13 protein-coding genes are annotated in these 13,839 nt (G+C 63.7%); 4 read left to right on the top strand and 9 right to left on the bottom strand.

What is annotated here, in order from left to right; translation table 11 throughout:
* The first annotated feature begins 27 nt into the window (after window positions 1–27).
* Genes EIP85_RS14510 through EIP85_RS14495 form a run of 4 tightly spaced genes read left to right on the top strand, consistent with a single transcriptional unit; the run spans window position 28 to window position 3,517 of the window.
* Window positions 28–690, top strand: a complete 663-nt coding sequence (locus EIP85_RS14510; RefSeq protein WP_127902934.1) for an amino acid ABC transporter permease — start codon at window positions 28–30, stop codon at window positions 688–690.
* A gap of 12 nt (window positions 691–702) precedes the next feature.
* Window positions 703–1,479: an amino acid ABC transporter ATP-binding protein gene (locus tag EIP85_RS14505; protein ID WP_127902933.1), complete on the top strand. Its 777-nt coding sequence runs from the start codon at window positions 703–705 to the stop codon at window positions 1,477–1,479.
* A gap of 15 nt (window positions 1,480–1,494) precedes the next feature.
* Entirely contained in the window at window positions 1,495–2,622 is a 1,128-nt protein-coding gene (locus tag EIP85_RS14500; RefSeq protein ID WP_241560056.1) for a saccharopine dehydrogenase family protein, read from the top strand.
* Between the two features lie 40 nt (window positions 2,623–2,662).
* The gene (locus EIP85_RS14495; RefSeq protein ID WP_164871743.1) at window positions 2,663–3,517 is read left to right on the top strand and encodes a LysR family transcriptional regulator; all 855 of its coding nucleotides are present in this window, start codon (window positions 2,663–2,665) and stop codon (window positions 3,515–3,517) included.
* A 410-nt stretch (window positions 3,518–3,927) separates the two neighbouring features.
* Here the strand turns inward: EIP85_RS14495 and EIP85_RS14485 are convergent, their stop codons facing one another.
* The 9 genes from EIP85_RS14485 to EIP85_RS14445 all read right to left on the bottom strand — a co-directional run bounded on the left by EIP85_RS14485 (window position 3,928) and on the right by EIP85_RS14445 (window position 13,837).
* Window positions 3,928–5,262: an aspartate aminotransferase family protein gene (locus EIP85_RS14485; RefSeq protein WP_127902930.1), complete on the bottom strand. Its 1,335-nt coding sequence runs from the start codon at window positions 5,260–5,262 to the stop codon at window positions 3,928–3,930.
* A gap of 1 nt (window position 5,263) precedes the next feature.
* The gene (locus tag EIP85_RS14480) at window positions 5,264–6,145 is read right to left on the bottom strand and encodes a MurR/RpiR family transcriptional regulator (protein WP_127902929.1); all 882 of its coding nucleotides are present in this window, start codon (window positions 6,143–6,145) and stop codon (window positions 5,264–5,266) included.
* A gap of 21 nt (window positions 6,146–6,166) precedes the next feature.
* Window positions 6,167–7,657 carry a M81 family metallopeptidase gene (locus EIP85_RS14475; RefSeq protein WP_127902928.1) on the bottom strand — a complete coding sequence of 497 codons (1,491 nt, stop codon included), beginning with the start codon at window positions 7,655–7,657 and terminating at the stop codon, window positions 6,167–6,169.
* Window positions 7,658–7,710: 53 nt separating this feature from the next.
* Complete coding sequence (locus EIP85_RS14470) at window positions 7,711–9,087, bottom strand: aspartate aminotransferase family protein (protein ID WP_127902927.1); 1,377 nt, start codon at window positions 9,085–9,087, stop codon at window positions 7,711–7,713.
* Window positions 9,088–9,157: 70 nt separating this feature from the next.
* Complete coding sequence (locus tag EIP85_RS14465; protein ID WP_127902926.1) at window positions 9,158–9,844, bottom strand: ABC transporter permease; 687 nt, start codon at window positions 9,842–9,844, stop codon at window positions 9,158–9,160.
* Window positions 9,841–10,539, bottom strand: coding sequence for an ABC transporter permease (locus tag EIP85_RS14460; RefSeq protein WP_127902925.1), 699 nt, complete (start codon window positions 10,537–10,539; stop codon window positions 9,841–9,843). Before EIP85_RS14460 ends, EIP85_RS14465 begins: the two co-directional genes overlap by 4 nt.
* A 75-nt stretch (window positions 10,540–10,614) precedes the next feature.
* Complete coding sequence (locus EIP85_RS14455) at window positions 10,615–11,376, bottom strand: ABC transporter substrate-binding protein (RefSeq protein ID WP_127902924.1); 762 nt, start codon at window positions 11,374–11,376, stop codon at window positions 10,615–10,617.
* 66 nt (window positions 11,377–11,442) lie between these two features.
* Window positions 11,443–12,216, bottom strand: a complete 774-nt coding sequence (locus EIP85_RS14450) for an ABC transporter ATP-binding protein (protein WP_127902923.1) — start codon at window positions 12,214–12,216, stop codon at window positions 11,443–11,445.
* 361 nt (window positions 12,217–12,577) lie between these two features.
* Complete coding sequence (locus EIP85_RS14445) at window positions 12,578–13,837, bottom strand: Dyp-type peroxidase (RefSeq protein WP_127902922.1); 1,260 nt, start codon at window positions 13,835–13,837, stop codon at window positions 12,578–12,580.
* Between the last annotated feature and the right edge of the window lie 2 nt (window positions 13,838–13,839).

Below are 13,839 nucleotides of genomic sequence, written 5' to 3'. Positions count from 1 at the left end.
CACCCAGAGAACAGAAAGCACTCACTGATGTATCACTGGGACTTCTACGCGGTCTTGCAGTCGTTCGACCTGTTTCTCTGGGGCATGTGGGCCACGTTCCTCTACACGGTCGGCTCAATCGCCTTTGGTATCGTCATCGGCCTGGCAAGTTGCTTTGCCCGCCTATCCAACTATCGCCTTCTGCGCCTGGTGGCGCGCGTCTATCAGGAACTCTTCCGCTGCACGCCGCTGCTGGTGCAGATCCTTTGGGCCTATTACGCGCTGCCGATGCTTCTGGGCATCAACATCTCGAATACCACGGCGGGCCTGATGACCCTGTCACTTTACGTGGGATCGTTCTACGCCGAGATCTTTCGTGGCGGGATCCTCGCGGTTGACCGAGGCCAAACCGAGGCCGCGCTGGCCGTGGGTATGTCGGGACGCCAGACGATGCGTCACATCATCATGCCGCAGGCGATAAAAAACATGCTGCCGGCGTTCATCAACCAGTCCGTGATCCAGCTAAAGAACACCTCGCTACTCTATGCGATATCGGTGGCGGAGCTCACCTACATGACGTCCGAGGTGAACGCCCAGACCTATCGGCCGCTCGAATCCTACACGCTGGCCGGAATCCTCTATTTTGCCATGCTGTTCCCGCTGACCCAGATCGCGGATCACTACGAACGCCGCATGCGGCGCCATGACTGATCGGAGTGTCCAATGACCAAGCCTGAAGCCATCGCGGAAAACTCCGTCATCTCGATCTCGGGCTTGACTAAGACCTTCGGGGCGCTGACCGTCCTTCACGGCATCGACCTGACCCTAACGCGTGGCGACGTGCTGGGCGTGATCGGCCCGTCGGGATCCGGGAAATCCACGCTTATCCGCTGCCTGAACATGATGGAGGCACCCTCCGGCGGCACCTTCCACTTTCGTGGCAAGGAGGTCCTGCCCCGCTTCAAGGGCGACGGCAAGAAGATCGGCATGGGGGACCTGCGTCGCCATGTCGGGATGGTCTTCCAGCATTTCAACCTGTTCCCGCATCTGAGCGTGCTGGACAATGTCACCAAGGGGCCCCGTGTCGTGCTGGACAAATCCAGGGCCGAGGCCGAGGCCCACGCGATGGACCTGCTGTCCCAAGTGGGGCTCGCCGAGAAGGCGAACTTCTTCCCCTCGCAGCTGTCGGGCGGACAGAAGCAGCGCGTGGCCATCGCCCGCGCGCTGGCCATGGACCCCGATGTCCTGCTGCTGGACGAGATCACGTCGGCGCTGGACCCGGAACTGGTGGGGGAGGTGCTGACTGTCGTGCGCCGCCTAGCGAATGCGGGGATGACGATGATCCTCGTGACGCACGAGATGGGCTTTGCCGCCGATGTGGCAAACCGTGTGATCTTCATGGAGGCCGGCCGCATCGCCGAGGAGGGCAGCCCCGAAGAGATCCTACGCAACCCAAAGTCCGAGCGGCTGAAGGCGTTCCTTTCGCGGTTCCACGGCTGAGGTGGGGCGTTGACCGTGGCGCATCCCATCCTCATCCTTGGCTGCGGCGTCCTCTCGCGGCGCATCGCCGACGTTCTGGCCGCCGATGGCCGCTTTTGCCCAACGATTGCTGATCGCGACGGCGACGGGCTACACGCGGCGCAGATCGCAGGCTACCACACGCGGCCGATCGCCGGTCCATCCTATCGCGAGGCGCTCTTACGCGCGATGACGGGACAGGCGGCGGTGATCGTGTCCGATGCCGCCGACAGTGCCCCGGACATCGCTGCCTGCGCCGCCACGCAGGGGTGCCATTACCTCGACGTGCTGGAAAGCGCCGTATCGGCAAAGGCAGTGGGGAAGGCCGCCGTAGCGGCACCTGCCAAGGTTGGCTTTGCACCAGGCTGCGGCCTCGCCCCCGGCTATGTCACCGCACTGGCATCGGCCGACCTTGCCGCCGCCGGCCCCCAGGCCGAGGTCACCGTTTTCGTCGGCGTCCTGCCCGCCGATCCGACAAACCGGCTAGGATATGCCAATATCTGGGGGGTCTCGGGTCTCATCGATGAATATACCCAGCCCTGCCTGTGTCTGCGCGACTGGGCCCTTGACCGGATCGCCCCCCTGTCAGAACGCGAAGAGGTTGAGATCGGCGGCCAACGGCTTGAGGCTTTCACAACGGCCGGAAGCCTCGATGCGCTGGCCGCGCGCCACGCAGGCGAGGTGCGCGGACTGGTTTTCAAGACGCTGCGCTACCCCGGCCATCTCGATTATATCCGCTTCCTCCTGGAAGACCTTGGCCTGTCCCGCCAGCTCTATCGTTTGAAAAGCCTGCTGTTGTCCTCTCTCCCGCAGAGCGACGACGACCGAGTGGTGATCGCCCTGCGCACCGTCGAACCGGGACGCCCAACTCGTTGGAGTGAACGCACCCTGCGCGCGACGCCACGCTCCGATGGTCGTCGGGACAGCGCGATCGCGACCACGACGGCCGCCCACGTGGCCGCGATGCTCGACCTCGTTCTGACGGGTCGGCCCCCCTTGCGCGGGCTGATCGCGCCGGGTGCCGTCCCCGTCGCCCGCTTGCGCGAAAGCCCGTTCTTTGCTCTGCTCGACCGCGAGGCGAAGGACAGCCACGCCAGCGGGGAGACGGACCATTACCGACGGTGAACATCAGGGGCGCAAGCGCGCGAAGGTCGATATTTCCCTGTTGCAGACCTTCCACCTTGTCGCGCGGACCGGATCCTTCTCGGGGGCCTCGCGCGAGCTGAACCTGTCGTATCAATCCGCCGCCAACCACGTTCGTCGGCTGGAGCAGCTTTACGGCGCGCGTCTGATCGAAGCAGAGAAGGGTTCTCGCCGTGTCAACCTGACGCCGCAGGGGAAGGCCCTTCATGCCTCGCTCGGCCAGGAGCTGGACACGATCCTGTCACGCATCGGAGTTCTGTTGCACGATGTCCGTTCGCTCCTGCGTGTCGGGGTGCCGCAGGCGTTGTTTCACCAGTTTTTTCCGACCATCCTGCAACAGTTCCGCGAAGAGGCCCCGGAGATCGAGCTGGCCTTTTACGAACGCGACACAACGCTGGAACAGATGATGATGGATGGAGCGCTGGACGCAGCGATCAGCGAACGCAGCTTCAGCCACCCAGCGATTTCTCAAAAACTGCTGGGCACCTACCGCCTTGCGCTGATCTGGCCCGCGGACTGGGGGATCGATCCGATCCAGCCGGATCTCTCGACGTTCCGCGATCGCCCCTTCGTTACCTATGAAAGCGGTCAGACCGTCCGGGTGCGCGCCTCCGACTACCTCGAACGGCGCATCGGCGTCCCGCCACGAATATCCACAACCGCGTCGGGCAGCACCTCGGTCACGAGGCTGGTCGAAGCGGGACTAGGATACGGCGTGGTCCCCGAATGGAGCGTGCCGGACGGTCATCCCCGTGTCGCGAAATTCGTGCTGGCCGAGATGGAACCGATGAAACTGTGGTTCGCGCACACGGTCTTTCTCGGTTCGAATACCTACATCCGCCACCTACGCGACATTTGTGAACAAACGCTCGGCTAACAGTGTGACTTGGCCATTGCGCAAGAAAACCGCAGTCTGGACCCAAGTCGCCTCGGCATAGCCCAGATTCGAGGCGCCGAAGGCCGCCACGATGAGCTGTGCCTGGCCCACCTCGCCGGACGTCCCGTCGATGACCTCTAGCGTCATGCCGGCGTAATTGACGAACGATAAAACGGTCGCAAGGTCTCAGACATTTCCTTTAGCGCCGCGAGTCTGACGCTTATTACCTGTTCCCTCGGATTGCATCGAGTTTATCGAGAGCGCTGCGTTCTCTGGCGAGGGTATCTTCGGCGGATTTGGTCCAAACGAAGCGCTTTGGCTTGGTGTTGTGACGTAGCAGATAATCGCAGATGGCCTTCATCCGGTAAAGTTCGCGACGGAACCGCCCGGATGCAAGGCCGGGAATCGGCCTATCTGCCAGAGCCCGCCAGCGCCGCGTCAATCGAGGAGAGAAGGCCATCGGCGATCAGTTCGATTTCCTGCTCTCCAATCGAATAGGCCGGGGCGAGCAGTATATGATCGCCATGGGTACCATCGATGGTTCCGCTGCCAGGATAGACGAGCAGCCCTTGGGCCTTTGCTCGCGCACCGATGTCGGTCGCAAGCTTTCGCGCCGCCGGAAACGGCGAGGCCGTCTCCCGGTCGGCAACCAGTTCGACCGCGTAGAGCAGTCCGCGGCCGCGGATATCGCCGACATGGGGATGCTGCGACAGGCGCTCCCGAAGTGCCGCATCCAGCTCGGCACCTCGCGCGGCGACCCGGGCCTGCAATCCGTCCTCGACGATCACCCGCTGCACCGCAAGAGCCGCCGCGCAGGCAACCGGATGCGCCATGTAGGTGTGCCCATGGATAAACGCGCCAGAGCCCGTCGCAAAGCTGTCGTAGACCTCGGCCCGGCAGACAACGGCCCCGATCGGTAGGTAGCCACCCCCCAGTCCCTTGGCGAGCGTTACGATGTCGGGGGATACGCCCTCATCCGTGCAGGCCAGGAAGGGTCCGGTGCGATGGACACCGCACATCACCTCGTCGCAGATCAGCAGCACGCCGTAGCGGTCACAGATCTCCCGGATGCGTTTGAAATAGCCGGGCGCCGGCGCGACCGCGCCGGACGTCGCGCCGACAACGGTCTCGGCCAGAAAGGCCGCGATATTTTCCGGCCCCAGGCGCAAAATCTCCGCCTCCAGCGCATCGGCGGCGCGGCGCCCGTAGGCCTCCGGCGTCTCGCCCGGTTCGGCGTAGCGGTAGTAGAAACAGGGCGCGATCTGCGCCCGTTCCGGCAACAGGGGCGCATAGGGGGAGCGGCGGGCCTCACTACCCGAGCGCGCGAGCGCTCCGAGGGTGTTGCCATGGTAGCTCTGACGGCGCGAGATCACCACGTGGCGGTCCGACTGCCCACGCTCGATCTGGCACTGGCGCGCCATCTTGATCGCGGTCTCCACCGCCTCAGATCCGGATCCAACGAAATAGACCCGGGCCATTCCCTCACCCGCCGCCTCGCAGATATGTGTCGCGAGCACTTCCGCCGGCTCGTTCGTGAAGGCGCCGGTATGGGCATAGTCCAGCCGGGCGATCTGCTGCGAAACGGCGGCAACCACGCGCGGATCACAGTGTCCGATGCAGCTGACCGCGGCGCCTCCCGACGCGTCGAGGTAGCGCCGGCCGGACGCATCGAAGATGTAGTTTCCGTCAGCCGCGATGGCGGATGGGGGAACGCTGAGCGCGGAGCGGTGGAAGACGTGACTCATTCTAATTCACTTTCCGCGGGCTGTTCGCCGCGCTGTAGGTTCCACTATCGTAATAGGCATTCTCTATCTTTCGGATGCGCTGGATAGCCTCGTCGCCAAGATGCTTGAGTATCGAGATCGCCAAGCTTTCCACCAAAAGATGAGCGGCGGTGAGTGAGGGAAAGAAGGACGGCCCCTCGACGGGAAAGATCAACGTCTCCGTCGCCACTCGGGTGACCTGAGTTGCGCGGCTGTCAGACAGACAGATGAGTTTCGCGCCGCTTTCCGCGACGGCTCTGGCAACCTTGTCGATTTCCTGGCCATACGGTTGGAAGTTGATCGTCAGCACCGCGTCCGAGGACCGGAGGAGCGCAAGGTCAGCGGCAAGCGGAGTGGCTTCGCCGCCGAGCAACATAACGTTGTCTCGAAGCATACGGCAGAGATAGGTGAAGGTAAGACCCGGCCCCCGACAGCTCATGAAGGCGGAAATGAACACGCGATCCGCGCCAGCCAGGATTTCTGCCGACCGCGCGAATACCTCGGGCTCATTCACGCCTGCCGCATGATCTAGATTGGCCCGTTGCGCCGAGAAACTCTCCTGCAACAGGATGGAAAAACCGGAACGGTCGAGGGCCCGGCTTGCTCGCTCCGCATATGCGTCCGGTGCGCTTCGAAGCTCGCCCGCATAGACTGCCCGGAAATCTGCCCAGGACCCGAACTCCAGCGCTTGGGCAAGGCGCAGCATCGTGGCCGGCGAAACTGACGCGCGCGACGCCAGATCGCGCATGGAATGCACCAGCACCTCGTCGGGATGATCGGCAATGTGGCGCGCGGCCGTGGCAACCTGCCGTGGCATCCTGGGCAAGTTCTCGATGATCAGCGCCTGAAGTTCCTGAAATGTCATCGTGCTACCTTGCTTAAATGGTCAACGCGAGAGTTCCAGCCGTTCGCGCGGGATTTGCCGGAACGGCAACCTGGTTGCCTCCGCCATCGCCGGGCCGGGTGTCTCGACCTGTGCAATCGCATCGAACACATCGCCGAACGAGGCGCGGAAATGGTTCTTTGCTTTCGCCAGCAGAACCGGCACGCGGTCCGGATCGATGCCGTGAAGATGGAAATATTGCGGATCGTTCGGCGAATAGCAGCTGCTAGTGACTATGATCCGGAGCGGCCCCACGCGCACAACGGCCGTAGGACCGAGAGACACGGATATACCGGTCTCCATGGGGCCGGTGTTCGCAAACTGCCCGTCGGTCAGCCGATCGACGGTTCCATCGACCCGGATGGGTGCCCCGAAACGGTCATCCAGCTTGCCACCGAGGGTCAGCGACACTGCGCCGCCCAAACCGGCTATCTGCGCTGCCGCCACCGCCTCGGGATCGTCAAAGAAGGCGAAAACCGAGCCTTCGGGAAGCTCGGCCCCCAAGGCCGCCGCGAGAAGCCCGGGAGTATCGCCAGCGCCGCCGGACATAGGGTTGTCCGATGGCTCGAGGATCGCCCAACGCCGCCCGTCGCGCCATGGCCGGGTGGCAAGGAATGCCTCGGCCGTAGGAAGGTCCGGAACAAAGTCACCGCTCAGCCTGCGCATGTCAGACACCAGGCGTCGAGCACTCGCGTCCGCCATGCGGCAAGCGTCTGCATCCATCGGGGCAAGGTTCGTGACCAGCACGCCGGAATCGGTTTCCGGGCTGTCGGCATACGCGAAGCTGGCGAACGGGTAGACGGAGATAGGCACGCCATGCGCGGCCGCCTTGCTCTCCTCTGCGAGAGCGAGTGCCTCGATCTCTGTCATCGGGCCTGGGCCGTCCGTACCCATCCTGAAGCTCGGCAGCACCATTCCGCAGCGTGCCAGCGTCACCCGCCCTCGGGCGCCACCGCGCACCAGCGCACTCAGCAGATCCAGCGCCCGCTCCGCCGTCTCGGCCATGTCGGTATGTGGATAGCGGCGGTAGATGGTCGCCCCGTCGAGGGCCGCCGCAAGGTCAGGCGTCGGGATACAATGCATGTCGAAGGAGGCAACGATCGGCAACTCCGGAAACCGGGCGCGCAAGCGTGTGACCAAGGTGGTTTCAGGTGAAAGATCCTCGGTGCCGAGGCAGGCGCCGTGCAGCGAGAGATAGAGCCCGTCAACGGCTTCTAGCTCCGGATCCTCGACAATTTCCCCGATAATCCGGTCGAGCACCAGCTGCTCCACCGTGCCGCCGGGAGCGGATGCCGCAAGACGACTGAAGACGAGCTCTGCCCTTGCGCGCTCCGCCCAGCGGAAAACGCCGCCGGTCTCCACGGACGTACCGCGAAAAACCTGCGCAGCCGCAGTCCCGCTGGTGAATTCCCGAGCCTGGAAATGCCCTAACCCGATATTGGTCGGGGTGAACGAGTTGGCCTCGTGCCACAGGCGGGCGACACCGATCTTCACTCCAATCTCTCCTTATCCGAACTGCCTGGCGCCGATCGGGCCGGCCCTGAGGTTCAGAGCCCGGCCGCGACAGTATCGAGGCAGTCGGTCAGGATCCCAACCATCTCATCCACCTGTGCCTCATTGATGATTAGCGGCGGGGCGAACACCAGGCCCTCGCGCACTGCGCGGGTTGCCAGGCCATGCTCAAAACAGAGATTTCGGACCCGCGTCGCGACCGATCCTACCGGCGTAAACGGCGCGCGCGTCGCCTTGTCAGAGGTCAGTTCCACCGCCCACATTGCACCGACGCCCCGCACCTGACCGACAAGCTGATGGTCCGTCAACGCGCCGAGGCGGCGGGCGAGTGCAGGCCCGGCTACCGTTCGGACGTGATCGACCACGCCTTCCGCCTCGATCAGTTCGATGTTCTTCAACGCCACTGCCGCGGCGACAGGATGGCCGGAATAGGTGAAGCCGTGGGAAAAGACGCCGGGCTTGCCACGTAGTGCCTCTGTCACCCGGGGCCCGGTACCTACCGCAGAGATCGGCAGGTAACCAGAGCTCAGGCCCTTCGCCATGCACATGATGTCGGGCGTAATGTCGAAGGTCTGTGCCCCGAACCACCGTCCGGTCCGGCCAAAGCCGCAGATCACCTCGTCGCAGACCAACAGGATGTCATAGGTGCGGCAGATCTCCTGGACCCGCGCCCAGTAGCCCGGAGGCGGCGTAATCACGCCGCCGGCGCCCATCACGGGTTCACCGATAAAGGCCGCGACGTTCTCCGGACCCAGTTCCAGTATCCTAGCCTCCAGCGCATCGGCAGCCTCGCGACCATAGTCGGGATCGTCCAGGTCGCGCCCGGCGGCCCAGGCATAAGGCGCCTTCCCATGCGCGATGCCTGCAATAGGCAAACCGCTGATCCCGTGCATCCCCGGCAAACCGCAAAGGCTCGCCGCAGCGAGGGTGGAGCCGTGGTAGGCATACTCTCTGCTGATGATGATCTGCCGCTCGGGCCGCTCCTGCGCAGCCCAGTAGGTCCGCACCAGACGGATGGCTGTGTCATTGGCCTCCGAGCCGGAATTCGCGAAGAAGAAATTGTCGATTCCGTCCGGCGTCAGTCCGGCGAGTTTCTCGGCGAGCGCGATCACCGGCTCGTGCGAAGTCTTGAAGAACGTGTTGTAGAAGGCGAGCTGGTCCATCTGCTGCCGCGCCACTTCACCGAGTTCTTTGCGCCCGTATCCGAGGTTCACGCACCACAGCCCGCCCATACCGTCGAGCAGCCGGCGGCCCTCGCTGTCCCAAAGGTAGACGCCCTCGCCATGGGTGATGACACGCGGCCCGCCCTCAGCGGCAAGCACCGTATGGTCGGTGAACGGATGCAGATGATGAGCCAGATCTGAAGCACGCAGATCGGAGCCCGAACGGTTTGCCAGCGGTTGGTCTTTCATCGTCTCATCTCCCTAAGGGCCGCACGGTGAATGGCGGGCCAACGAATGGTTTCGGGGACGGCGCCCCCGGTCAGGACCGACGGCGCGTCACATCCAGGCGCCGTTCGAAAAAATGGATAGCTTGGGTCATGGCGTAGGTCAGGCACAGGTAGACCAAGGCCGCCGCCGTGAATATTTCGATCGGCATGTAGGTGTCGGCTGCGAGCGTCTGGGCAACCCCGGTGATATCCATCAGCGTCACCGTCGACGCCAGCGAGCTTGCCTTCACCATCAGGATCATCTCGTTGCCATATGCCGGCAGGGCCTGGCGGATCGCCAGCGGCCAGATGATGCGGCGAAATGCGGTTACCGGCGACATGCCAATGGCGCGCGCCGCCTCGATCTGGTTGTGCGGCACCGACAGGATGCCACCTCGGAACACCTCCGCCGTATAGGCCCCCGTATTGAGTGCGAGTGCCATCAGCGTGCACCAGAACGGCTGCTTCAGCACCACCCACGCGACGCTGTCGCGGACAAAGGCAAATTGCGATAGGCCGTAGTAGATTAGAAATATCTGCACCAGAAGCGGTGTGCCGCGGAACGTGAAGACATAGGCCGTGGCGAGCCAGCGCAATACCGCAACCCCGCTCAATCGGGCCAGCGCAGTCGACAACGCAATGACAAAGCCGACCAGCAGCGCCAGCGCCACAAGCTCGGTCGTAAGCGCCACCCCGCCCAACAGATCCGGCAGCGCGCCTATCATGACAGAGATGTTCATGCCATAGGCCTCCCCGCCACGCCGCGGTTCGCGCGACGCTCCAGCCCCCGCTGAAACAGCATCGCCACCGCGGTCATGGATAGGTAGATGCAGGCCGCGAACAGGAAGAAGGTGAACGGTTTTTTGGTATAGCCGACCGCCAGATCGGCCTTGCGCATCAACTCATCGAGCCCGATCACCGAAACCAAGGCGGTTTCCTTGATGATGATCAGGAAGATGTTCCCAAGGCCCGGCAGCGCGAAGCGCCAGACCTGCGGAAGAAGAATCCGGCGGAAGATCGTTCTCGGGCGCATCCCGATCGCACGCGCCGCTTCGATCTGGTTCGCCGGCACGGCCGCGATTGCCCCGCGGAAGACTTCGGTCGCATAGGCACCGAAGGTCAGCGAGAGCGCGGTAACGCCGGCGGTAAAGGCGTTCACGTTGATATAGCCCACATACCCCAGCGAATGGGCGAACTTGTTCAGGAGGATCACGCCGCCGTAATAGATGAACAGGATCACCACCAGTTCTGGAACGCCGCGGATCACGGCGGTGTAGATCCCGGCCAGCAGTCGCAGCGGCCACAGGCCAGAAAGTTTCATTGCCGCGCCGGCGAGGCCAAGCACCAGCCCGCAGACAAGCGCGGCCAGCGACAGCTCGATGGTCACGAGCGTGCCCTCGAAAAGGAGGTGGCCAAAGCCATAAAGGTCAAACACGAGGTATCCTGCGCAGCCGCATGTTCATGCCGGGTGCCGCCGCCCCGGGTCGGGGGCGGCAGCGGGAACCTGGGCTCACTTCGGGGCGATCGAGAACGGGAAATAACTCGCGTTGATCTTGGCGTAGGTGCCGTTCGCCATGATCGTCTTGAGCGCGGCGTCGAATTGATCGCGCAGCTTCGTATTGCCCTTGTTTACCGCGATTCCAGCGCCGTCTCCGATGTACTTCGGATCGAGGAACGGCTTTCCCTTGAAAGCGAAGGCCTTGCCCCCATCCTTCTTCAGCCATTCGTACATCACGACCTGCTGGGCCACGACACCGTCGAGCCGGCCAGCCTTCAGGTCAAGGTTCTGATTGTCCACGGTGTCGTAGAGTTTGATCTTCGCACCGGGGAACTTTTCCTTCAGGAGCGCCGCATAAGTGGTGGCGCGCTGGACGCCGATCGTCTTTCCCTTCAGCCCCGCGGGCGTGAAGGTGATGTCACTCTTCGCGGGCCCGACCAGCGCGGCTCCGGCAACGTAATAGGGCGCGGTGAAGTCCACTGCCTTCTTGCGCGCAGGCGTGATGGACATCGAGGCGATGATAGCGTCGTACTTGCCAGCCTTGAGGCCGGGGATAATGCCGTCCCAGGCCTGGGCGACGATGGTGCAATGAGCCTTCATCTCCGCGCAGAGCGCCTTGGCAATGTCGACGTCGAAGCCCTTCAGCTTGCCGCTGGAGTCCACCAGGTTGAAGGGCGGGTAAGCACCCTCGGTGGCGATGCGGATGTTTTCAGCCTGCGCCCCTTGGGCGCAGACCAACGCCAAAGCGGCGGCGGTTAGGATCTCGCGGATCATGGTTTCCCTCCTGTTGTCGCGATTGCCTTTGATTATTCAGTGGCTTGTGGCCCTGAGCGGCTGACGTCAGTGTCCCGATAGAAACTGCCGGCAGCGCTCGGATTTCGTGTTTAGGAAAAGCTCCTCCGGCGTGCCCTCTTCCTCGACCAGACCCTGATGGAAGAACATCACTTTGCTGGAGACGTTGCGGGCGAACTGCATCTCGTGGGTCACCACGATCATCGTCCGGCCTTCTTCAGCGAGCAGTTGCATCACCCGAAGCACCTCACCCACGAGCTCCGGATCAAGCGCCGAGGTGGGTTCATCGAATAGCAGCGCCTTGGGCTCCATCGCCAGCGCACGCGCTATCGCCGCCCGTTGCTGCTGGCCGCCTGAAAGATGGGCGGGGTAGCTATCGCGCTTGTCGGCAAGGCCTACCTTGTCGAGCAGTGCCTCGGCACGATCCTTCGCCTCCGCGCGCCGCAAACCCAGCACCTGGATCGGGCCCTCGATGACATTTTCGAGGATGGTGAGGTGACTCCAAAGTGCGAAGTCCTGGAACACCATGCCGAGTTCCGAGCGGATGCGTTGCAGCTGCCGCTTGTCGACCGGTTCAAGGCCCTCCGCAGTCTGCCGCGTCTCGATTAGTTCGCCGGCCACGCGGATCGTTCCCCCTGAGGGCTTCGTCAGCATGTTGATGCAGCGCAGAAAGGTCGACTTGCCCGAGCCCGACGCACCGATGATAGAGACCACTTCCCCAGGATAGGCGCGCAGGTTGATGCCGCGCAGCACCTTCACCTGGCCATAGCTCTTTTCGAGGCCTTTCACCTCCAATGCTGTTTCCGGCTGCTGGCTGGCCATTGATGAGCTCTTCCTCCCCGGGAGAACGGGCGACGAGGAGGAAGACACGCCTCACGCCGATTCTAATTCAATCGTTTCATACAGACATAATATGATCCAAATGTTTCTGTCCAGTCATTCGGCCGCGAAACGCGTGCCAGGATAGAGCTGTGCCTTACCCTTCCGCCGGGCGGATGTAGATCCCACGGTCAACGTCGTCGGTGGTCTCCGGGTGTCAGTCGGGAAGCTGACGGTGTCCTCACCCCGTACGGATCGGCCGCAACGAGAAATTGGACCTGACGGTGGCAACCTGGGTCATGGTCAGGAGATGCCCGGTCAGGATGGGGCGCATCGCACTTGCGAAATCGGTTGCCCAAGCGGTTCAGGTGGCAAACATCCCCTCGGCGATGTAGGAACCCTCGCGCGGCGCAGGGGGCACGAAGAACAGCCCCGACCCGATATGCGCGATATATTCGTTCAGCGCGTCTGCGGCGCCGAGCTTCTGCTGCAGCGCCTCGAAATGCGCCGGGTCGGTCTGGTAACTGATGAACAGAAGCCCCGCGTCGAGAAGCCCGTACTGGTTGATCCCGTCGGTATAATTGAACGAGCGGCGCAGGATCTTGATCCCGCCGTTGTTCTCATGCGCGGCCAGCCGGATATGGGCGTTGTCCGGGATCACCGGTGCGCCATCGGGCTTCTTCATCGCGAAGTCGGGGGTGTCGAACTCCGCCTTCCCCGTCAGCGGCGCGCCGGAGAGCTTGTGGCGCCCGAAGACCGCGTTCTGGTCCGAGACCCGGTCGGTGTCCCAGTTCTCGATATGCATCTGGATCTTGCGCACCACCTGGAATGTGCCGCCGCGCTGCCAGGCGGGGCCCTCATTCAGCCAGACATGGCGGTCGAACTCGCCGGCCTCGCGGATGTTACGGGTGCCGTCCTTGAAGCCCAGAAGGTTGCGCGGCGTCGCCTGCCCTTTGCCCGCGGAGGCGCGGCCAAAGCCCATCACCGTCCAGCGGGTCACGGCGGCGCCGGTCTCCTTGGCGATGCGGGCAAGGTCGCGGACGGCGTGATAAGCCACCTGCGGATCGTCGGCGCAGGCCTGCAGCGACAGGTCGCCCCCGGTCAGTTCCGGCCTCAGCGCGTCGCTCGGCAGCCGCTGCAGCGCGCGTAGCAGCGCCGGCTTGCGTTCGGCCAGCTCGTAGGTCCCGGTAAACACCCGGGGACCGAGGCCCACCGTCACCGTCAGCCCGCAGGCCCCGAGGCTCAGCGCCTCACCGGTGTCGAAGCCCACCGCATCAGGGCGCGAGGGTTCGACCTGCCCGATCGTCTCACCCTTCATCAGCTGCGCGATGGCGCCGGACCAGCGCGCCAGCAGCACCTGCAGGTCGCGCCTGCGGTCCGTGGTCAGATCGAAGGTCATAAAGAAGACGTAGCGCTGCGGCGGCGTCATCACCCCGGCCTGCCCGGCCGCACCGTAGAACGGGTAGGAGAGGTCCGGGTTCAGCTCTCCCGGCGCCATTCCCGCCGCGCGCGCCGCGCCGGGCAGAGCGGCAGCGGCGGCCGCAGAGCCGGCGGCCCCGATCAGCAGCCCCCGGCGGGACAGGCGCGCACGCGCGCCTGTCGTCTTGTTTGTCTCGTCGGTCATTC

Origin of the sequence: Solirhodobacter olei, assembly GCF_004010155.1 — a bacterium.
Taxonomy (GTDB): domain Bacteria; phylum Pseudomonadota; class Alphaproteobacteria; order Rhodobacterales; family Rhodobacteraceae; genus Solirhodobacter; species Solirhodobacter olei.
This window is presented reverse-complemented; position numbering and strand designations above follow the sequence as displayed.